Below are 20,559 nucleotides of genomic sequence, written 5' to 3' on the forward strand. Positions count from 1 at the left end.
TCGTGAGCTGCGGTCGGCCATGCCCGTCGGTCCCTGCTCGCGGTAACGCCGAGCCCATCGCTGGGCGGTGGTCACCGCGACTTGGAATCGTTCAGCGGCACGGCGCAGCGACCAACCGTCCTCAACGATGCAGCGGGCCAGACGCAGACGCCCGGTTTCTGACAATGGGGCATTACGGTGGGACACGAAGACCTCCGAGGATGGGGAGCGTTCCTTAGACAGCTCGCACTCCACTCGGAGGTCTTCTTCATGTCACCACGCCACGCCGTAGGCCGTACCTAACGTCCGTGGTCAGTACATCTAGCTCGCCGGCTCGGCAGCAGTGAGCTTGTCGACCCACGGCCGGAGCAGGCCTGCCAGCTCGCCTCGTTCGAGCGTTCCCCATGTCCACCGGATCACCATGATCCCTTGCGCGCGCAGCGCATCCTCCCGGCGTTTCTCTCGAATGAGCGCATCGCGCGGGGTCTCACCGCGCCGCACCAGGCGGCCGTACTTCTGCAGTCCATCGAACTCGCCGACAAGTACTCCGTCCCAGTCGAAGTCGGTCCGTGCCGGGCCCTCATGGGTCGGGAACGTGTGCTGGAGACGCGGCAAGGGGAGACCGGCCTCGATCATCTGCGCTCGACTCCACGACTCCCCCACACTCTCCGCGGCACTGTCGGCGAACGACAATGCACGACGCGCGATCCCCACACCTCGCCATCGCAGACGCGACTCCAGAAGACGCGCCATCGTGTCTGCGTCCGCACCGGCGGCGAGCGCGCGGTCGAACACGACCAGCGCCTGCGCGAAGTGGCCGGCCATCGCCACGTCCACCGCGGTCCGCTCGAGGTTGGTGACCCGGACACCGTCGATCTCCACGATCTCCGCTGCGGTCAGGGGTCCCGCGTGTACGGCACGGAGCCCACGCACGAAGCCGGCCCCCGGCTCGACCCTGGTCAGATGCACGCGCTCCCGCTCGGGGTGAAGGAGTGACAGACGCAGGACCGCCGCAGCCGAATCGTGACCGAGTAGCGAGGAATCGCAATCACGGGCGGATGTCGCCACCCCTACAGACCTCAGGCGGTACAGATCGTCCATATCATCGGTGGCGGTCGTGCAGACACCCGGCGCGAGCCTCACCAGTTCGCCCCGCTTCACCGCCGACCTCACGACATCGTCGCCGATGCCCAGCCGTAGCGTCGTCTCGCGCCGAACGAGTCCGTATCGGTCAGTGGGAAAAGTTGTCATAAGGGTTGGACGCACTGCAGGCGGTTTCGGTTCACATCGGCGGCGCACCTGATACGTGACCTCATCGCGTTACGGACCGGCAGACTGCAACTCGACGGCCAGACGTCGATCGAGGTCTGGCGGTCGAGTTGAGGTCTGCCGGTCGAAGAGACCGACTGGTAGCGCGAAACACTATTGTGCGGCACGGCCGTCCCACGCTCTTCGATGGCAGAACGGCCGCGGTGAGTCAGGACAGAGTGACTTTGACCCCGTCCGAGAAAACCGAGTCATGCAACTCGATGGACGCGGGGACAGCGTCCTTCGGCATGTCGTAAACGACCTTCACCTCGACCGCATTACCCGGATTGATGTTGTCCCACACGGGAATGTCAGAGCCTCCTAGCGCGATTTGAGCTGTCGAGCTGGGCTCAAAGCTTCGCCGCTTGTTGTCGAACAACTTCTGATCGCTGGGCGAGAAGCTCTTAGGTTCATTGCTGGTGTTCGTCACCGTCATACTCACGATCACGAACTGGCCTTGCGCCTGTTCAGTCAGGTAGGGATTGTCGCCCACTGACGTCAGGCCAGGCTCCACACCGGTCACGACGAACTCGAACTTGCCGTCACGCACCTTCGTGTTGAGACCTGGCGCGGATTCTTCACCGTCAGGCGCCCCATCGGAGCCACCCGCTTCGGACGAGTTCGAGTTGCCGGACTCCGCGGTGTTGCTCGACTCATCGCTCCCACCCCCGGAAGTCGCAGCGATGACGATGATTAGCAGAACGAGAAGCCCACCGATAACCCAAGGCCACTTCTTTTTCTTCTTCACAGCTGGGCTCGGGTACGGCTGCGGCGGAGCACCATACTGGGGAGCGCCGTATTGGGGGGCTCCGGGTTGCGGCGGCTGTCCGTATTGCTGTCCTTGATACGGCTGGCCGTATGGCGGTTGCTGACTCGCGTGGGGGTTGGGATTGTGATTCTGGGGGTCGGTCATCGTTGTCCTTCTCCAAGTGCGGCGTCGGGAAGCTTCGCCGCATCTGAAGGCAGATTCTCATACGAATCCGACAAATCTCATGTGGTTCAACGTCGTCCGAACAGGTGAACTTCGCATCACGGGTCGAGGTCGCTAGTCGTTCCGAGGGTCGAGGCGAAGGCCCGAGGCACCCATCGGAGCGCCGTGCTTGAATGTGACCCATGGCACGTTCCCATGAGCTGCAGACCTTCGATCTCGACTTCTTCGACAATGCGCCGGTCCGGCACGTCATCGACGTCCGCCTGCCGGTCACGCCGGACCGCGCGTGGGCCGAGTTCACCCGGCAGAACACCCTGGACTGGTGTCGCGCGATCAAGAAGATCGAGTTCGTGTCTCCGCCGCCGTACGGTGTGGGGACCCAGCGCCGCGCGGTCCTGGGCCCCGGCTACGTGACCCTCGAGGAAGACTTCTTCGACTGGACCGAAGATCCGGAGAACGGGCACTACCGCAACGGTTTTCGCGTTCTTCGGGCGAACGTCCCGGGCATCCGGCGTTTCGGCGAGGCGACCGAGATCCTGCCCGCCGACGTGGGATGCCGGCTCAAGTGGACCTTCGCACTGGAACTGCCCACGTCCTCGCGCGTGGTCACCGCCTTCTCCGGTCCGGCGTCGTCGACGGTCTACAAGACCATCGAGGCCGACACCCTCAACCACTTCGCGAATCTCGAACCCGCGACGTAGGTCTGCCCCCGCACCGCCGACGCCCCACGACAGCACCACGTAAGCCGACGCAAGCCCGACGACAGGCGGCGGCGCGACAGTCGTCGGCATGACAACGACAACCACTCCCCGGCCCGACGCCGGGTCGGCCCGGTCCCCCCGCACCGACCTGGCGATCGACGCTCGCGGCCTCGTCAAGCACTTCGGTTCGACCCGCGCGGTCAACGGTGTCGACCTCGCCGTGCCGACCGGATCGGTGTACGGCGTCCTCGGCCCCAACGGCGCGGGAAAGACGACCACCGTCAGCATGCTGGCCACCCTGCTGCGGCCGGACGCCGGAGAGGCGCGGGTCTTCGGCTACGACGTCGTCGACGACGCGGTCGCGGTGCGCTCGCTCGTCGGGGTCACCGGCCAGTACGCCTCCGTCGACGAGGATCTCACCGCCACCCAGAACCTGGTGCTCTTCGCCCGCCTACTCGGCTTCTCACGGACCGCGGCCCGCTCGCGCGCCGACGAGTTGCTCGAGGAATTCGCCCTCACCGACGCCGCGGCCCGACCGCTGAAGAACTTCTCCGGCGGCATGCGTCGGCGCCTGGACCTCGCGGCCAGCCTGATCGACACCCCGCCGCTGCTGTTCCTCGACGAACCGACGACCGGCCTCGACCCGCGTACCCGTGCCCAGATGTGGGACACCATCCGCCGGCTCGTCGCGGGCGGATCGACGGTCCTGCTCACCACCCAGTACCTCGACGAGGCCGATCAGCTGGCCGACCGCATCGCCGTCATCGATCACGGCCGTGTCATCGCCGACGGCACGGCCGACGAACTCAAGCACTCGATCGGCGCCAGCACACTCCAGCTCGTCGCGGCCGATCGTGCGGACGCACCCCGCGTGTGCGAGATCGCCGAGTCGATCCTCGGGCAGAAGGCCACGCTGAGCCCGGAGGCCGCGCGGACGACCGTGCCGCTGAGTTCGGCCGAGCTGGTGCCCGACGTCCTGATCGCTCTGCGCGAGAACGGGATCGGCGTCGAGGAGATCACCGTGCAGAAACCCAGTCTCGACGAGGTGTTCCTCACCATCACCGGCAGGCCGGCCGAGTCGGACGCCGACACCGACCCAGCCGCACACCCGTCATCCGACACACCGTCGTCCGACCCCACCCAGGAGGCCCGTTCATGACCACCACCCTCGACAGTCCCCCGTCGACCTCGATCACGACCCGCGCCGCACGCGCGCAGGTGAAGACCTCCATCAGCCTGGCCGAGTCGTTCCGGCAGTCGTTCAGCATGGCCTACCGCGGTGTGCTCAAGATCCGGCACAACCCCGAACAGCTCTTCGACGTCACCTTCCAGCCGATCATCTTCACGCTGATGTTCACCTACATCTTCGGCGGCGCGATCAGCGGCAACGTGGAAGCCTATCTCCCGGTGATCATCCCGGGCATCCTCGTGCAGACCGTGATCATGACCTCGATCGTCACCGGCACCCAGTTGCGGGAGGACATGGACAAGGGCGTCTTCGACCGGTTCCGTTCGCTGCCGATCGCCCGGATCAGCCCACTCGCGGGCGCCCTGCTCGCCGACGTCATCCGCTACTCCATCGCCACCGTACTGACCGTCGTGATGGGTGTGCTGATGGGCTGGCGCCCCGATGTTCTCGGCGTGATCGCCTCGGCCGCACTCATCATCGTGTGCAGCTTCGCGGTCTCGTGGATCTTCGCTCTCATGGGCTGCCTCATGAGCAAAGCGTCGGCCGTGCAGGGTATCTCGATGATGATCATGTTCCCGCTGACCTTCATGTCGAATGCCTTCGTCCCGGTCGACACCATGCCCGGGTGGCTGCAGGGCTTCGTGAACGTCAACCCGGTCAGCCATCTCGTCACGGCGGTCCGCGAACTGACGAATTCCGGTCATGCCGGAATCCACGTCGTGTGGGCCCTGATCGGCGCCGCGGTGATCACCGCCGTGTTCGCCCCGCTCGCGGTACGGGCCTATATGCGCAACGCGTGATCGCGGATCACGCCGGCGAGCTCGTCCACGGCGATGCGGCGCGGCACCCTTCGGTGCCGGGCCGCGCCGTCGTGCTCCCGACTCCGGTCCTCAGACCACTGCCGAGCCCACCGCAACGACGGATAGTCCTGGCGTCCGGGAAGACTCAGCGTCAGCTCGACGAGGCGCCGGCCGAGAGGGTCTGACGACGCACGGTCCGCGCCGTACAGCACGGTGAACGCCGCGGCCACGGTGCCGGCTTGCGGGAGGTCCTGCCACCCGGGCCCGAACACCATGTCGTCGAGCCCCTTCACCATCTGCGGGACCAGTTCCCATGCCGTCTCGATGTCTCCGCACCGCACCAGCCCGGCCACACACCCACTGACCACCATCAGCACCGCGGGATCGGCGACGCCGAACGGGTGATCCCGCAACATGATCCGTGCGGCCCGGGCGAACATCGCCGCGACCTCGTCCTCGGGCAGACCGTCGACGAGAGCGAGTTCGGCGACACCGAGCAGCGCCGGTCCGGTGACCTCCGGATTCCCCTGCGGGTCCTCGACGTCGAGATCCCACTCGTCGACGATGACCCCGAGTTCGCGTCGGGCATCGGCGACCCGGCCGTCGGCGAGCAGGGTGAGCGCCAGAAAGGTCTGGAGCTGGCGGACGTCCTCGACGGCGTGCAGGCGCCCCAGCAGGTCGATCCCGACCCGGTACGTCGACGCCGCCGCAGCATAACGGCCCTGCTGCGAGTACAGGCTGCCGGTACTCGATTGCCACATCCCCTGGAACCACGGGGCATAGCGGCTGCGGGTGAGCCAATCACCCGATGCGATCGAGTCCCGGAGCGCGGGACCCAGCAGCCCGCGGTTCTCCCGCAGATGGGACCGCATTGTCAGCGCCAGCGCCCGCACCTCGTCGTCGGTCGCGGTCTCGGCGGCCCGACAGACCATGCGGTAACCCCGGACCGCGTTCGGCGCCAACGCGACAGCGGACACGAATTCGCTCGCACGATCGTAGGTGAGACCGGCACGATGCAACCCGCGCAGGATGAATCTGGCGGTGGCGACCACCCGGAGTTCGCCGGTCATCGTCCCGTGCACCGCTCCGACGATGGCGGTCACCTGCCAGTTCTCGCGGACCGTGTCGTCGGGTGCCGCGGGAGGGCGCGGTAACGCCATCAGCACCCGCGCGCCCCACGCGCGCGTCTCCCCGTGCAGGCCACGAACCGTCCAGTGATACGCCAGTGCCGGGTACAGCGTGGTGAGCACCGCGACGACGCCGTCGGTCGGCGCCGCGGCCGCAGACTCACAGGCCGACCGGAGAATCCACGTTAGGTTGTCGGCTTCGCGCGCCATGCCACCGGCACCCGCGGGATGGTCGCCGTTCTCGGCCAGGTCGCGCATCCGAGAGACGAATTCGATTGCCCAGCCGCGCATCCGCGACTCGACCCGGGCCGCCAGGTCGGCGTCCATCCGGGTCTCGCCGAACTCACGAACCATCTCCAGCATGCGAAAACGGGCCGAACCGTCGGTCTCCACGACCGACAGGAGCGACTGGTTGGTCAGACTCTCGAGGGTGTCGTCGAGAACCGTCCCGGCGGCCCCGGTCACCGCGCGGGCAGCCGATCGGCCGAACCCACCGGGAAAGCGGCACAGCTGCACCAGCGCTGCCCGGCCGGCGTCGTCGAGCAGCTCCCAGCTCCACTCGATCACCGCGTAGAGCGTGCGGTGCCGGTCCGGCGTGGTGCGGTCGGCCGAGCGCAGGAGTGCGAACTTCTCCCCCAGCCGGTCGGCGATCTCCTCGACCGTCATCGTCCGGATCCGGGCTGCCGCCAGCTCGATGGCCAGCGGCAGTCCGTCGAGGTGGCGGCACAGCTCGACGACGCGCTCCGGGGGCAGCTCCGCGTCGGGACGCACAGCTCGCGCGCGCGTCCGGAACAGTTGCACCGCCGGTGAATCCGCGTCCACCGCCGCCAGTACGGGCAGCTGATGCACCTGCTCACCGACGATGGCCAGCGGCGTGCGGCTGGTGGACAGGACGCGGACGCCGGGTACCGCGGCGGTGAGTTCGGCGACGATCCGGGCGCACGCGCCGACGATCTGTTCGCAGTTGTCCAGGATCACCACCGATGCGCGCTCGCGTAGCACGTCCTCGAGACGTGCGGTCAGGTCTCCGGGTGTCATGCGCGGGCGGCCGGTGGCGGAGAGATCCGATTCGCCGACCCCGAGGGTGGCGGCGATCGCCGGGATCACGTCGTCGTCGGACCGCACCGACGCGAGGGACACGAAGAAGACCGGGACTCCCGCCGCATGCAGTCGATGGCCCATCTCGGTCGCGACCCTCGTCTTGCCGACGCCGCCCGGTCCGAGCACGGTCACCACACGCCCGGTGTCGAGCATGTCCGCCACGACGTCGAGGTCGGCGCCGCGGCCGATGAGTTCGGTGGTGGGCGAGCGCAATCCGACGGCACGCGTCGGTCGGGGCGTACTGATCGCCGGTGGTGCCGCGGCGAGGATGTCGGCGTGGGCCCGGGTCACCTCGGCCCCCGGGTCCATCCCCAGCTCGGCCGACAAGCGACGTCTGAGCCGGTCGAACACGGCGAGCGCGTCGGCGGCGCGACCTTCGCCGGCCAGCGCCCGCATCAGGGCGGTGTGTGCCGACTCGTCGAACGGGTCTCGCGCGCAGCGTTGTTCGGCGATGGATCGCGCGGTCGCGAAGTCGCCCTCGGCGAGCGCGGCCGTCAGCTGCGCACCGTCGAGCGCGTCTCGGGTGCGTCGAATGCGTGCCGACAGCGTCGCCGTCACCGGGGACCCATCCCCGAGATCGTCTCCGGGCACGCCGCGCCACCACTGCCGGGCCCGGTCGTGGGCATCCCGGTCGCCTTCGGCGAGCAGCGTGTCGACCACGTCGAGGTCGGTGCGGCTGTTGCGCAGTCGATAACCGTTCTCGGTGCCCTCCAGAACCCCCTCGGGCAGGAGCTTGCGCAGCCGGGACACCTGGGTGTGCAGCGCACTGTGGGGCGAACGCGGCGGATCGTCGGCCCAGACGTCGTCGATCAGGCGGTCCGCGGAACGCACACGCCCCTCGGCGAGGGCGAGCGACACGAGCAGGCGTCGGGCACGCAGACCCGGCACTCCGACGAGCCGGTCGGGCCGCTCCGCACCCACCGGGCACGATCCGACCGCGATCGGGCCCAGCACACCGATCAGGGCGGGTCCGTCGGCAGGCACCAAGACAGGTTAGCGCCGTCGCCCACGCTCAGTCGCGCAGGAACCCGGCGTCGGCGAGGGCCCGACGGACGTCGTGCTGGTGGTCGTGCCCACGGGTCTCGACGCTCACGGTCACCTGCACCTCACCGAGATACAGGTCGTCGGCGACGCGCGAGTGAACGACGTCGAGCACGCTCGCCCCCAGGTCGCGGAGCAGTTCGAGGAGGGTGACGAGACCACCGGGACGGTCCGAGACGGTGGCCGTCACGGTGAGGAAACGTCCGGCGGCGGTCAGGCCGTGCGTCGTCACATGGCGCAGCAGCAACGGGTCGATGTTTCCGCCGGACAGTACGACGCACGCGGTTCCCGACAGCCCGAGCCGTCCACTCACGGCAGCCGCCACCGCCGCGGCCCCGGCTGGCTCGACCACCAGCTTGGCCCGCTCGAGCATCAGCAGGAGCGCGGTGCTCAACTCCTCCTCGCTGACCGTGACGACCCGGTCCACGAACTCCGTGACATGGGCGAACGGAACCGCCCCGGGCGTTGCGACGGCGATGCCGTCGGCCATCGTGTTCATCGACGTCGCGGGCACGGGACGCTCTTCGGCGATCGATGCCGGCCAGGCCGCGGCCTGCGCCGCCTGGACGCCGATCACCCTCACCTCCGGACGCCGCAGACGCACCGCGGCGGCGACTCCGGCCAGCAGTCCACCGCCGCCGAGCGGCACCACGATCGTGGCGACGTCCGGGATCTGCTCCAGGATCTCCACCCCGACCGTCGACTGCCCGGCCACGATGTCGAGATGGTCGAACGGATGGATCAGGGCCGCGCCCGTGGCCTCGGCATGTCGCTGTGCCTCGACGAGCGCCTCGTCGACCGTCGATCCCGCGAGCACCACCTCGGCGCCATAGGCTTTCGTGGCGGCGATCTTCGGCAACGCGGCACCGGTCGGCATGTAGACCCGCGACGCGATGCCCAGATCCGATGCCGCCCAGGCGACTCCCTGCGCGTGGTTACCCGCGCTGGCCGCAACGACCCCGCGCGCGCGTTCCGCCGCCGACAGCCGGGAGATGCGCAGGTACGCCCCGCGCGGTTTGAAAGACCCGGTGCGCTGCAGATTCTCGCACTTGAGCCAGACCTGGGCCCCGCTGCGCTCGGACACCACCCGCGAGGCGATCGTCGGCGTCCGCCGGATCACCCCCGTCAGTTCCTCGACGGCCCGGTCGACATCGGCGGCGGTCAGCAGCATGCGCACCAGTATCCGCTCCGGCTCAGCGCAGCGCGTTCTCCAGATCGCCGAGGATGTCGTCGATGTCCTCGATGCCCACCGAGAGCCGGACGAGGTTGGCCGGCACCTCGAGCAGCGATCCGGCGGTCGAGGCGTGCGTCATCGCACCGGGGTGTTCGATCAGCGACTCGATGCCGCCGAGCGATTCGGCGAGCGTGAACACCTCGGTGCGGGCGCAGAACTCCTTGGCGTCGTCGAGGCCGCCCTTGACCAGCACCGAGACCATGCCGCCGTAGCGCTTCATCTGCTTGCCCGCGACCTCGTGTCCCGGATGGTTCTCCAGACCCGGGTACAGGACGGCGTCGATCTTGTCGTGCCCGGTCAGGAACTCGACGACCTTCTCCGCGTTGTCGCAGTGCCGATCCATCCGCACCCCGAGGGTCTTGATGCCACGAAGCGTCAGGAATCCGTCGAACGGCCCGGGAACCGCGCCGGCACCGTTCTGCAGGAACGCGAACGCCTCGTCGAGCTCCTCGCTGTCGGTGACCAGTGCGCCGCCGACGACGTCCGAGTGTCCGCCCAGGTACTTGGTCGTCGAGTGCAGGACGACGTCGGCACCCAGCACGAGTGGCTGCTGCAGGTACGGCGAGGCGAAGGTGTTGTCGACGACGAGCTTCGCGCCGGCCTCGTGCGCGACGGCGGCGAGGGTCTCGATGTCGCCGACGTTGAGCAGCGGGTTGGTCGGTGTCTCGGTCCAGACCAGCTTGGTCTCCGGCCGGATGGCGTCGCGCACCGCGGCGACATCGGACACCGGGGCCACCGAGTAGGTGATGCCCCACTGGCTGAAGACCTTGTCGATCAGCCGGAAGGTACCGCCGTAGGCGTCGTTGGGGATCACCAGATGGTCACCCGGCCGCAGCGTCGACCGCAGCAGGCAGTCGGTGGCCGCCATGCCGGAGGCGAAAGCCCGTCCGTAGGTGCCGCTCTCGAGAGCGGCGAGATTGGCCTCGAGCGCGCGTCGGGTCGGGTTGCCGGTGCGCGCGTATTCGAAGCCGTCGCGCAGTCCACCGACACCGTCCTGGGCGAAGGTCGAACTCGCGTAGATCGGGACGTTCACCGCGCCCGTCTGGGGATCCGGGTCGTAACCGGCATGGATGGCGCGGGTCGAGAAGCCTTGCCAGCGAACCGAATCCGCGGCACTGCGTCGTTCACTCACGGTGGTGCTCCTATCCGACGATCGGGTGGCTCGACACGAAGGCGAGCAGGTCGTGGCGCGTGATCACGCCGATGGGTTTGCCGTCCTCGACGACCATGAGCGCGTCGCAGTCGCCGAGCGCCTTGGTGGCCGCCGACACCGGTTCGCCGGAACCGATGAGCGGGAACGGCTCACCCATGTGGGCCGACACGGGGTCGGCGAGGCTGGCCCGACCTTCGAAGACCGCGCTGAGCAGGTCTCGTTCGGTGACCGCACCCGCGACCTCGCCGGCCATCACGGGCGGCTCGGCGCCGACGACCGGCATCTGGGACACGCCGTACTCGCGGAGGATCTCGATCGCATCGCGCAGCGTCTCCTGCGGATGGGTGTGCACGAGGTCGGGCAGCGCGCCGGTCTTGCCGCGCAACACATCCCCGACGAGGGATTCCTTGGTGTTGGCGTCGAGCGGGGTGCGCAGGAAGCCGTAGCTGCTCATCCACTGGTCGTTGAAGATCTTCGCCATGTAGCCGCGACCGCCGTCGGGCAGCAGGACGACGACCACGGCGTCGGGTCCCTCGCGTTCGGCGACCTGCAGTGCCGCGACGACCGCCATCCCACACGACCCGCCCACCAGCAGGCCCTCTTCGCGGGCCAGCCGCCGGGTCATGTCGAAGGAGTCGGCGTCGGAGACGGCGATGATCTCGTCGGGGACGGCCGGGTCGTAGGCCGACGGCCAGAAGTCCTCGCCGACGCCCTCTACCAGGTACGGCCGACCGGTCCCGCCGGAGTACACCGAACCCTCGGGATCGACGCCGACGACCTTCACCGCACCGTCGGAGATCTCCTTGAGGTACCGGCCGGTGCCGGTGATCGTCCCGCCCGTGCCGACGCCCGCCACGAAGTGCGTGATCTTGCCGTCGGTGTCGGCCCAGATCTCGGGCCCGGTGGTCTCGTAGTGACTCTGCGGGCCGGCCGGGTTGGCGTACTGGTTGGGCTTCCACGCACCGTCGATCTCGGTGACCAGGCGGTCGGAGACGCTGTAGTAGCTGTCCGGGTGGGACGGCTCCACCGCGGTCGGGCAGACCACGACCTCGGCGCCGTACGCGCGCAGGACGTTGCGCTTGTCCTCGCCCACCTTGTCCGGGCAGACGAACACGCACTTGTAGCCGCGCTGCTGCGCGACGAGCGCCAGGCCGACGCCGGTGTTGCCCGATGTCGGTTCCACGATGGTCCCGCCCGGCTTCAGCTCGCCCGACGCCTCGGCGGCGTCGATCATCCGCACGGCGATGCGGTCCTTGCTGCTACCACCGGGGTTGAGGTACTCGACCTTGGCGGCGACCAGGCCCGATCCGGGCGAGGTCACCGAGTTCAGCTTGACCAGCGGGGTGTTGCCCACCAGGTCGACGACGTGATTGGCGATGCGCATGCGTCCATGGTCCCAGAGCGGCCGCGAACGGCGACACCCGGCCGCTGCCGGGATCAGCAGACGCCGTTCACCGCCTAAACTGGCACTCGTGTCCGGTTCTAGTCGCAAGGGAATCGTCTCCGGGAGGATCGTGCGCGATGTCGGCGCCACGGCGGCGGCGACCGCGGGTGCGGCCGGTGCCGGATGGGCGGCCTACAACCTGCTGAACAGTCAGGCGGCCGAGGCCCGCGTGGTGATCCCGCATCGCACCGACAACGCCCCGGACGGCGACGGCGTGTACCGGCCCGACGGCACGAGCGAGCGCTTCACCCGCGACACCGTCTACGACCTGTACCTCGTGGTGTTCGGCGACTCGACCGCGGCCGGGCTCGGCGCGGAGACCGCCGAGGAGACGCCGGGGGTACTGATCGCCCGCCGGGTGGCCGCGGAGACCGACCGGGTGGTCCGGTACGCCAACAAGGCCATCGTGGGTGCGACCTCGAAGGGCCTCGCCGCTCAGATCGAGGCGATGTTCGTCCACCACGAGCGCCCCGACGTCGCCGTCATCCTCGTCGGCGCCAACGACGTCACCGCCCGGAACAGTCCACTTCCATCGGCGCGCCGCCTCGGCGAGGCGGTCCACGCGCTCGTCGACGAGGGCGCGAAGGTCATCGTGGGCACCTGCCCGGACTTCGGGGTGGTCACCGCGATCCCCCAACCCCTGCGAATGGTGTTGCGACGCTGGGGACTTGCGCTGGCCGCCGCGCAGCGGTCGGCGGTCCGAGCCGCCGGCGGCCGCCCGGTACCACTCGCCGACCTGCTGACCGAGGAGTTCCTCGCGCGCCCGGAGCACATGCTCTCGCCCGACCGCTTCCATCCGTCGGCCGCCGGGTACGAGCTGGCCGCCGACATCCTCGTGCCCGAGGTCCTGGCCGCGATCGGCGAATGGGGACCCACACCGCTGCCCGAGCCGCCCAAGGTGTCCGAGGCCGTCGAAGAAACACGGCTCGTCACTCGTGTCAGAAGGCTCTTCACAAAGTCCTGACCAGTACTTTTCCGGACACGCCGACCGTGCAACCAAGCAGGTGCTTGGTGGGGTAGTTTGAGGACATGCCTGAAGCTGTCATCGTTGCCCATGCCCGTTCCCCGATCGGCCGCGCCGCCAAGGGATCCCTCAAAGACGTCCGGCCCGACGAACTGTCGCGCCAGATGGTCGAAGCCGCTCTCGCCAAGGTGCCCGAGCTCGACCCCGCCCTGATCGAGGACATCCACTGGGGCATCGGCCAGCCCGGCGGACAGGGCGGTTACAACATCGCCCGGGTCATCGCGGTCGAGCTGGGTCACGACCACATCCCCGGTGTCACGGTGAACCGCTACTGCTCGTCGTCGTTGCAGACCACCCGGATGGCACTGCACGCCATCAAGGCCGGCGAGGCAGACGTCCTGATCTCCGGTGGCGTCGAGAGCGTGTCGAGCTTCGGGATCTCCGGTGGTGCCGACGGCGCGCCGAACTCGAAGAACCCGCTGTTCGACGACGCGATGGCCCGCACCGAGAAGGCGGCCGCCGGTGATGCGGGCATCTGGCACGATCCGCGCAAGGACGGGGTCATCCCCGACGTGTACATCGCGATGGGCCAGACCGCCGAGAACGTCGCGTCGTTCACCGGCATCTCCCGCGAGGATCAGGACCGGTGGGGCGTGCTGAGCCAGAACCGCGCCGAGGACGCCATCAAGTCCGGGTTCTTCGAGCGCGAGATCGATCCGGTCACCCTGCCCGACGGCTCGCTCGTCACCACCGACGACGGTCCGCGCGCCGGCACGACCTACGAGAAGATCTCGCAGCTCAAGCCGGTCTTCCGCCCGGACGGCACCATCACCGCGGGCAACGCGTGCCCGCTGAACGACGGCGCCGCGGCGCTGGTCATCATGAGCGACACCAAGGCGAAGGAGCTGGGTCTGACCCCGCTCGCGCGGGTCGTCGCCACCGCGGCAACCGGCCTGTCCCCCGAGATCATGGGCCTCGGTCCGATCGAGGCGATCCGCAAGGTGCTGCGGGTCTCGGGGATGTCGCTGTCGGACATCGACCTCGTCGAGATCAACGAGGCCTTCGCCGTTCAGGTCCTCGGGTCGGCCGCCGAACTCGGCATCGACCACGACAAGCTGAACGTCTCCGGCGGCGCGATCGCGCTCGGCCATCCGTTCGGCATGACCGGCGCCCGCATCACGACCACTCTGCTCAACAACCTCCGTACCCACGACAAGACCTTCGGCATCGAATCGATGTGTGTGGGCGGCGGTCAGGGTATGGCCATGGTGCTCGAGCGCCTCAGCTGATCGAGGTCGCCTCCGTCTCGTCGACGCCCCTCGCCGCATCCGGTCCTCGGACCGCGACGCTGCGGGGGGTTGTTCGTCGGTAGACGAGCCATGCGATGACGACCGCGCCGACGATGTAGATCTCGGCGGGAATCGCCCAGACGTTGTTGGTCGCGGTGTTGTCGTGGATGTAGTACTGCGAGATGTGGCCGGCAAGGTCTCCGCCGTAGCTGATCGCCAGCGCCCAGACGGCGGCGTCGAGCCATCCGCCACGGTTGCGCACGCGGAAGCAGAGCACCCCGAGGACACCGACGGCGATGTCGTTCCATCCGAGTTCCCATTGGAACATCGACGGGATGAAATCCGGTCCGATGCCTTCGGCGATCTCCGGGGCGTTTGGTCCGACGTGCCCGATGCCGGCGAGGATGCCGAACGCGCCTCCCGGAACGAGAATCCAGAGCAGCACGAGTTCGGCTGCGCGGCCGAGAGTGCGTCGCCGCACCGATCGGTCCACCAGTATGTGCACCACGGCGCCGATGATCATCAGCGCCAGCTGAATCAGAAAGAACGCCATGTCCGCACGGTAGAACCGCGGCGGCCGGATCGGCCCGGCAAACGCGATCGGGTGGCACAGTTTGTCGCCATCCGACCCGGACACGACAGCGGCCCCGCACCTCTTCTCTGAGGTGCGGGGCCGCTGTCGTCGGACGACTAGTCGGAGTTGAAGTAGGTCAGCAGGCGCAGGATCTCGACGTAGAGCCACACCAGGGTGACGGTCAGGCCGAGTGCGACGCCCCAGGCGGCACGGTCGGGTGCGCCGGCACGGATCAGGCGATCCGCGGCGTCGAAGTCCAGCAGGAAGCTGAACGCGGCGAGGGCGATGCAGACCAGCGAGAAGATGATCGCGATCGGACCGCCGTCGCGGAGCACGCCGGCCTCGCCGGTGAACAGGCCGATGACCAGGTTGCCCAGCATCAGGACCAGGACGCCGATCATGCCGGCGAACAGCATGCGGGTGAAACGCGGCGTCACACGGATGGCGCCGACCTTGTACACGAACAGCATGCCGAAGAACACGCCGAAGGTGCCGAGGACCGCCTGGCCGATGAGGGCTCCGGCCGAGGTGTCACCGGCGACGGCCCAGTTCGCGAAGACGAACGAGATCGCACCGACGAACAGGCCCTCGAACGCGGCGTAGGCCAGCACGATCGCCGGGTTGTCCTGCTTGCGCCCGAAGCTCGCCACCAGGACGAGGACGAGACCGGCGATGGCACCGACCAGCATGAGCGGCGTCGCGAGAGCTGCCTGAGCGGCCTCGGTCGCGCGGCTGCTGATCGCGAAGTAGGTGGCGACCGCGGCCAGGGTCAGCACCCCGAGGGTGATCGCGGTCTTCGTGACGACGTCGTCGATCGTGAGCTGACGGGTGGCCGGCGGGGCCGGCTGGGTGTAGGGGTCAGTCGCCTGACCGTATTGGTTGACCGCGGCGCCGGCGCCGGCCATGCCGGCCCCGAAACCCGCGTACCCGGATTGATTGTCGCGGACCACGCCGCGCATCACCGGATTGCTGCTTTCTCGCACGAAGCGCTCCTTAATCGGTACGGATGTATACCGTCTCAACGTCGGGTCTTTCCTGTGAGTTCCCTGACGAGAACGCGGAACGACCGAGTCGACGTCGACTTTACCGACTCTTGACTCTTCTGTCGTCGAACACCCGCCGCGGAGTCAGTTCACGCCCTCGCGCAGCGCCCGTAACCGGCCGCGGACGGCGGTCGGATCCGAGCCGTCACCGGTCCCGAGCGCGGCCCGGCCGAGGAACATCGCGGTCAGCATCGACTCCGCCCGCGCGAAATCGTCGCCCCATGCGAGGCCCGGTTTGGCGAGCATCAACGACGCGATGCCGTGGGCCGCGGCCCAGAACTCGAGAACGATGTCCGCGATCTCTGCGGGGTCGAACACGCCGAGGTCGGCCAGCTCGGTGACCGTTGCGACGAACCGGGAGTACGCACTGGCGGCGAGCACCTCGTCGACCTTCGACGGATGCCCTTCGGGAGTGGGTTTGCCGAACGCCACGCGATAGAGCACGGGCGTGGCGACGGCGAATCGCACGTAGGCCATCCCCTGGCTCAGCGCTCGTTCGAAGGCATCGTCGACGCCCTCCGACGCGGCGGCCATCTCGTCGTCGAGGCGCTCGAAATAACGGGCGCACACCGCATCGAGCAGCGCCTCCTTGTCGGCGAAGTGCAGGTAGATCGACGGCGGTGTGACCCCCACGCGGTTGGCGACCGCGCGGATGGACATCGCGGTGTCCTCCCCGTTTTCCACCAGCAACTCACCGGCGGCCTCGATGATCTCCTCGGCGAGGATCTCCCCCGATCCACGTGGTGATCTCGCTCGTCTCCGTGTCGTCACTGCACTCCTGAATCCGTACCGCCGTCGTCCGGTCGCCGATATGAGGTATTCGGTGTCAGACCTTCGACGGCGCCGTGTCGGCCACGGGTTTCTCGGCACCACGACCGATCTCGGGGGCCTCCTCGGACAATCCGATCCGATCGTGCAGCCGCCTCAGGGGCCCCGGCGCCCACCAGTTGGCCCGACCCGCCAGCCTCATGAACGCGGGGACGAGGAACATCCGGATGAGCGTCGCGTCCATCAGGACCGCCAGGGTGAGCCCGACCCCGAACATCCGCATGAACGACACCTCCGACGCCGCGATGGCGGCGAAGACGATGCTCATCAGCAAGGCCGCCGCGGTGATGACCCGTCCCGTCCGGGCCAGGCCCAGCGCCACGGCGTGGTCGCTGGCGGCTCGCGTCCGGTCCGATCTCAACCACTCCTCACGAATCCGTCCCAACAGGAACACCTCGTAGTCCATCGACAGGCCGAATGCGACGCAGAACAGCAGCACCGGCATGGTCGCGTTGAGGGTGCCCGTCGCGGTGGTCCCCAAACCTCCGAGATGACCCTCCTGGAAGAACCAGATCATCGCCCCGAATGTCGCCGACAGCGACAGGATGTTGAGGACGAGCGCCTTCAGGGGCAGTACGACGCTGCCGGTGAACAGGAACAGCAGCACGAATGTCGCGATCGCGATCAGACCGAGCACCCACGGCAGGTGGGCGTAGATGGACCCGACCGTGTCGTCGGTGGTGGCGGCGAGTCCGGTGAACAGCGTCTCCGTTCCCGCCGGGGACGCCACCGCGCGCAAGTCGTCGAGTTGCGCGATCCCCGCGTCACTCATCGGGTCGCGGTCGGTCGAGACGTTCAGCACGTGTACGTCGCCCCGGCTGTCGTCCGGACTGCCGGGGGCGACCGGCGCACCGCGGACGAACGTGCCGGCCGATGAGCCCGCCGAGTTGACGTCGTCGACCTCGGACAGGGCGCGGGTGTACGCCGTCAGGGTCTGATCATCGACGGGTCCCCGCACGACCACGGTGACGGCGGCGGACAGATCGTCGTCGTAGTCGTCGCGGATCTCCTGCTGGATCGCGTGCGAGCTCGCCGACTCGGGAAGCACCCGGTCGTCGGGGAACCCCATCTTGATCGACAGGAACGGTGCGCCGAGCACCAGCAGGAAGACCGTGACCACGGCGGCGACCGGCAGTGCGTGACGAAGCACCCACTGCACGAGCCGATACCACCACGTGTCCTCGGGCTCGACGGGCCGGGCCGGCGGCAGACGCAACAGGCGCCGCAGCGGTTTGCGCGCGTCAAACGCGTCGATGCGGTCGCCGAGGAGCATGAGCACGGCCGGGGTCAGGACGAGCGCCGACACCGCGGCAACGACCACGACGCCGAGACCCGCGAATGCGAAGGATCGCAGGAAGTACTGCGGGAAGAGCACCAGCGCGCTCAACGACAGGGCGACGGTCACGGCAGAGAACGCCACGGTCCGTCCGGCCGTGGCCAGGGTTCGGACGATCGCGTCGGGGCGACTCAGCCCGTGCTCGACCTCTTCCCGATAGCGCGTCAGCAACAGCAGCGTGTAGTCGATCGCGAGCGCGAGACCCAGTGCGGTGGTGAGGTTCAGCGCGAACACGGAGACGTCGGTGAGCGATCCGATCACGCGGAGGAGCGCGAAGGTGAGGATGATCGAGACGATGCCGATGCCGACGGGGACGGCCGCTGCGAGCAATCCGCCGAAGATGAAGATCAGGACGATGAACGTGATCGGGATCGCGATCGCCTCGGCGATGAGCAGATCCGACGAGGTCTGATCGTTGACCTGCGCGAAGACGAGTCCCTGACCGCCGACCTGCACGGTGATCCCGTCCCGGACGCCGGCGAATGCCTCTTCGATCTCCTCGGCGTGCGCCGGTGCCGAATCCTCGCCCCCGTCGAGCGACGCGATGATCAGGGTCGACGTCCGGTCGCGACTGACCAGCGCGGAGTCGAGTGCCGGATTGGCCCATACGGACAGGATCTGGTCCTGGACGTACGCGTTGCGGTTCAGATCGGCGATGATGTCGTCCCCGACCGCCCGCGCCGTCGGGTCACGTGAGATGTCGACACCGTCGGGTCCGTCGAGCTTGAGGACGACCTGGATCCCACCACGGTTGAACGTCTCGTCGAGGATCTTCTCGGCTCGGGCCGAACCCGAGTTCGGGTCGCTGTAGCCACCCGCGAGAAGGTGTTGGGCCGCGGTGGCGCCGTACGCACCGCACACCACCAGCAGGATGAGCGCACCCAGCAGCACGCGTTTGGGCATGGATATGACCAGCCGTGTCATTCTGACCAGCATGCGGACCCCTCGTCGCGTCGGTCGATCGACTTTACGGCGTTAAGTTATCAGCAGTAATTTAGGCGGTCAAGGTCGTGTCCGCCGGTTGCGGCATTCCGAGTCCGCGTCGGACGGTGCGCAGTTCGCGTTCGATCACCGTCGACTCCGAGCCGAGCAGCCCGGTCGCCCGCGCGATCTCCCGCAGCCGAACGGCAGGGCGCGCGACATCGACGAGATGATGCAGCGGCGTCCGGCGCAGACCCATCCGCCGGGCGACCGGCCGCTCGACCCACCTGGTGCTGATCGCCGAGAACGACGACATGAGCAGCGGCCGCGTCAGCGCATCCACCGCGGAGACCAGCAGCCCGGGTACCGGCACCGGGGCGGCACCGTGCACGACGCGCGGGAGGTCGTAGCCCTCGCGGAGCAGCGCCTTGATCAGGACCTTCGACGAGTCGTCGGGTCGCAGCTCGAATTCGCCTGCCACGGCGAACAATTCAGTGGCCGCCTCGTGGGTCGGCGGGAGCAGGTCGTCGTCGACGCCGATGACCCAGCCGATCCAACGCCAGAGATGGGTGATCGCCTCCCGCTCCGCGCTGCTGTAGTGGATGCCGAAATCCCGTGCGACGACGAGGGGTAGGGCGAGGAAGCCGCACGAGATGGTCATCACCGAGTACGTCTGGTTGATGGGCGCGCCCCATTCGTCTTCGTCCCAACCCGGGCCGTCGTGCTCCGCCGCCACTCCACCGGGTGGATGCCGCAAAATGTCGCGAATGTAGGCGTGCAGCAAACGGATACGTAGTGTTGCAACCCATCCGGGACGTCCCGGCAACATCGAGCCGGGAGCCGTCGCCTCGGCGACCCACCGCGCCGTCGACTCGACCCGATCACGGGTCCCCGACCCCAGCCGACCGGTGGCGACGAGCGGCCGGACGAAACCCTGAGCCTTGAACCCGTAGATCAACGACTGATACAGCGTCGACGACTGCAGCGTTCCGAAGCGCCACCACGCGCGGGCCCCGGCCTCGGCCCAGGCGGCATCGAACCACGGCGGCGGGACACTCGCGACCTGGAGCAGATGCGTCATCGAGGCGGGCATCTCGAGATGATCGGGATCGGATGCCGCATCGGCAGCGCTGTGCGCCTCCAGCAGCGCGACGAGGGTGGAGAACGAGATGCCCCGCTCCCGGGCCTCGGCGATCACCGCGTCGGCGAGCGGGTCGCCCTGCATCAGACCGGCCTCGAGACGCTCGACGATGGTGGGGTGCCGTTCTCGGACGGACTCCCAATTACGTGCGCCGGTCACCGCTGCCGCGTCCATGCCCCATGATCACCCCGGTGCCCGGACCGGTCAAGGACGTCTGACTCCCAGACCTCGACTCGACTGCCAGACCTCGATCGAAGTCCGGCAGTCGAGTTGTGGTCCATCCGTGGCGACGCCGGACCACAGGACGGCCGCCACGCCGCCGGCTGACTATGCTCACCAGGGGCACCGTCGTCGCGCGGACCCTGCGCCCCCATAGCCCAATTGGCAGAGGCAGCCGACTTAAAATCGGCACAGTGTCGGTTCGAGTCCGACTGGGGGCACTCCTGACCAGGCGT

Annotated in this window: 17 protein-coding genes and 1 tRNA gene; 6 read left to right on the forward strand and 12 right to left on the reverse strand. The window is 68.3% G+C overall.

All coding sequences use genetic code 11. The features are described 5' to 3' along the window. The 3 genes from CA982_RS17725 to CA982_RS17735 form a co-directional block, all read right to left on the reverse strand. A partial coding sequence (locus tag CA982_RS17725; protein WP_144066047.1) for a helix-turn-helix domain-containing protein occupies window positions 1-186 on the reverse strand: 186 nt, incomplete at its 3' end. A 114-nt stretch (window positions 187-300) separates the two neighbouring features. Continuing rightward, entirely contained in the window at window positions 301-1,230 is a 930-nt protein-coding gene (locus CA982_RS17730) for a hypothetical protein (RefSeq protein WP_086536590.1), read from the reverse strand. Between the two features lie 226 nt (window positions 1,231-1,456). After that, entirely contained in the window at window positions 1,457-2,200 is a 744-nt protein-coding gene (locus CA982_RS17735) for a DUF4352 domain-containing protein (RefSeq protein WP_086536591.1), read from the reverse strand. Window positions 2,201-2,400: 200 nt separating this feature from the next. Here CA982_RS17735 and CA982_RS17740 point away from each other — a divergent pair, with 200 nt between their 5' ends. The 3 genes from CA982_RS17740 to CA982_RS17750 all read left to right on the forward strand — a co-directional run bounded on the left by CA982_RS17740 (window position 2,401) and on the right by CA982_RS17750 (window position 4,908). After that, window positions 2,401-2,919 carry an SRPBCC family protein gene (locus tag CA982_RS17740; RefSeq protein WP_086536592.1) on the forward strand — a complete coding sequence of 173 codons (519 nt, stop codon included), beginning with the start codon at window positions 2,401-2,403 and terminating at the stop codon, window positions 2,917-2,919. 88 nt (window positions 2,920-3,007) lie between these two features. Beyond that, complete coding sequence (locus CA982_RS17745) at window positions 3,008-4,078, forward strand: ATP-binding cassette domain-containing protein (RefSeq protein WP_086536593.1); 1,071 nt, start codon at window positions 3,008-3,010, stop codon at window positions 4,076-4,078. Then, on the forward strand, window positions 4,075-4,908 hold the full coding sequence (locus CA982_RS17750; protein WP_086536594.1) for an ABC transporter permease: 834 nt from the start codon (window positions 4,075-4,077) through the stop codon (window positions 4,906-4,908). The genes CA982_RS17745 and CA982_RS17750 overlap by 4 nt, the downstream gene beginning before the upstream one ends. On the opposite strand, the gene CA982_RS17755 is transcribed toward CA982_RS17750, so the two are convergent. Genes CA982_RS17755 through CA982_RS17770 form a run of 4 tightly spaced genes read right to left on the reverse strand, consistent with a single transcriptional unit; the run spans window position 4,890 to window position 11,948 of the window. Next, window positions 4,890-8,120 carry an AfsR/SARP family transcriptional regulator gene (locus CA982_RS17755; RefSeq protein ID WP_086536595.1) on the reverse strand — a complete coding sequence of 1,077 codons (3,231 nt, stop codon included), beginning with the start codon at window positions 8,118-8,120 and terminating at the stop codon, window positions 4,890-4,892. The two genes, CA982_RS17750 and CA982_RS17755, sit on opposite strands and share 19 nt — an antisense overlap. 28 nt (window positions 8,121-8,148) lie before the next feature. Continuing rightward, window positions 8,149-9,348 (reverse strand): threonine ammonia-lyase, encoded by a 1,200-nt coding sequence (gene ilvA, locus CA982_RS17760; protein WP_086536596.1) that lies wholly within the window; start codon window positions 9,346-9,348, stop codon window positions 8,149-8,151. A 22-nt stretch (window positions 9,349-9,370) separates the two neighbouring features. Further along, window positions 9,371-10,543, reverse strand: a complete 1,173-nt coding sequence (locus CA982_RS17765) for a cystathionine gamma-synthase (RefSeq protein WP_086536597.1) — start codon at window positions 10,541-10,543, stop codon at window positions 9,371-9,373. A 10-nt stretch (window positions 10,544-10,553) separates the two neighbouring features. Next, window positions 10,554-11,948: a cystathionine beta-synthase gene (locus tag CA982_RS17770; RefSeq protein ID WP_086536598.1), complete on the reverse strand. Its 1,395-nt coding sequence runs from the start codon at window positions 11,946-11,948 to the stop codon at window positions 10,554-10,556. A gap of 88 nt (window positions 11,949-12,036) precedes the next feature. Between CA982_RS17770 and CA982_RS17775 the strand changes: the two genes are divergently transcribed. Further along, complete coding sequence (locus CA982_RS17775; protein ID WP_414965011.1) at window positions 12,037-12,972, forward strand: SGNH/GDSL hydrolase family protein; 936 nt, start codon at window positions 12,037-12,039, stop codon at window positions 12,970-12,972. Between the two features lie 65 nt (window positions 12,973-13,037). Next, window positions 13,038-14,261, forward strand: a complete 1,224-nt coding sequence (locus CA982_RS17780) for an acetyl-CoA C-acetyltransferase (protein WP_086536600.1) — start codon at window positions 13,038-13,040, stop codon at window positions 14,259-14,261. Here CA982_RS17780 and CA982_RS17785 read toward each other — a convergent pair. The 5 genes from CA982_RS17785 to CA982_RS17805 all read right to left on the reverse strand — a co-directional run bounded on the left by CA982_RS17785 (window position 14,254) and on the right by CA982_RS17805 (window position 20,278). Further along, window positions 14,254-14,814: a DUF6790 family protein gene (locus tag CA982_RS17785; RefSeq protein ID WP_086536664.1), complete on the reverse strand. Its 561-nt coding sequence runs from the start codon at window positions 14,812-14,814 to the stop codon at window positions 14,254-14,256. The two genes, CA982_RS17780 and CA982_RS17785, sit on opposite strands and share 8 nt — an antisense overlap. 137 nt (window positions 14,815-14,951) lie before the next feature. Further along, the gene (locus CA982_RS17790; protein WP_086536601.1) at window positions 14,952-15,818 is read right to left on the reverse strand and encodes a Bax inhibitor-1/YccA family protein; all 867 of its coding nucleotides are present in this window, start codon (window positions 15,816-15,818) and stop codon (window positions 14,952-14,954) included. Between the two features lie 144 nt (window positions 15,819-15,962). After that, entirely contained in the window at window positions 15,963-16,649 is a 687-nt protein-coding gene (locus tag CA982_RS17795; protein ID WP_086536602.1) for a TetR/AcrR family transcriptional regulator, read from the reverse strand. A gap of 55 nt (window positions 16,650-16,704) precedes the next feature. Then, on the reverse strand, window positions 16,705-18,978 hold the full coding sequence (locus CA982_RS17800; protein ID WP_086536603.1) for an MMPL family transporter: 2,274 nt from the start codon (window positions 18,976-18,978) through the stop codon (window positions 16,705-16,707). 58 nt (window positions 18,979-19,036) lie between these two features. Then, window positions 19,037-20,278, reverse strand: coding sequence for an oxygenase MpaB family protein (locus CA982_RS17805; RefSeq protein ID WP_086536604.1), 1,242 nt, complete (start codon window positions 20,276-20,278; stop codon window positions 19,037-19,039). A 192-nt stretch (window positions 20,279-20,470) separates the two neighbouring features. Here CA982_RS17805 and CA982_RS17810 point away from each other — a divergent pair. Continuing rightward, window positions 20,471-20,544: transfer RNA gene (locus CA982_RS17810), tRNA-Leu, on the forward strand. Window positions 20,545-20,559: the final 15 nt, after the last annotated feature.

It is taken from the genome of Gordonia lacunae (assembly GCF_002149015.1).
In the GTDB taxonomy this organism is placed as follows: domain Bacteria; phylum Actinomycetota; class Actinomycetes; order Mycobacteriales; family Mycobacteriaceae; genus Gordonia; species Gordonia lacunae.

What these genes read in the sequence shown, in the direction of transcription:
- ilvA (WP_086536596.1), bottom strand. Translation starts at nt 9,348, where the DNA reads ATGCTGCTGACCGCCGCCGATGTCGACCGGGCCGTCGAGGAACTGACG.
- CA982_RS17735 (WP_086536591.1), bottom strand. Translation starts at nt 2,200, where the DNA reads ATGACCGACCCCCAGAATCACAATCCCAACCCCCACGCGAGTCAGCAA.
- CA982_RS17745 (WP_086536593.1), top strand. Translation starts at nt 3,008, where the DNA reads ATGACAACGACAACCACTCCCCGGCCCGACGCCGGGTCGGCCCGGTCC.
- CA982_RS17780 (WP_086536600.1), top strand. Translation starts at nt 13,038, where the DNA reads ATGCCTGAAGCTGTCATCGTTGCCCATGCCCGTTCCCCGATCGGCCGC.
- CA982_RS17750 (WP_086536594.1), top strand. Translation starts at nt 4,075, where the DNA reads ATGACCACCACCCTCGACAGTCCCCCGTCGACCTCGATCACGACCCGC.
- CA982_RS17770 (WP_086536598.1), bottom strand. Translation starts at nt 11,948, where the DNA reads ATGCGCATCGCCAATCACGTCGTCGACCTGGTGGGCAACACCCCGCTG.
- CA982_RS17740 (WP_086536592.1), top strand. Translation starts at nt 2,401, where the DNA reads ATGGCACGTTCCCATGAGCTGCAGACCTTCGATCTCGACTTCTTCGAC.
- CA982_RS17785 (WP_086536664.1), bottom strand. Translation starts at nt 14,814, where the DNA reads ATGGCGTTCTTTCTGATTCAGCTGGCGCTGATGATCATCGGCGCCGTG.
- CA982_RS17800 (WP_086536603.1), bottom strand. Translation starts at nt 18,978, where the DNA reads ATGCTGGTCAGAATGACACGGCTGGTCATATCCATGCCCAAACGCGTG.
- CA982_RS17730 (WP_086536590.1), bottom strand. Translation starts at nt 1,230, where the DNA reads ATGACAACTTTTCCCACTGACCGATACGGACTCGTTCGGCGCGAGACG.
- CA982_RS17805 (WP_086536604.1), bottom strand. Translation starts at nt 20,278, where the DNA reads ATGGACGCGGCAGCGGTGACCGGCGCACGTAATTGGGAGTCCGTCCGA.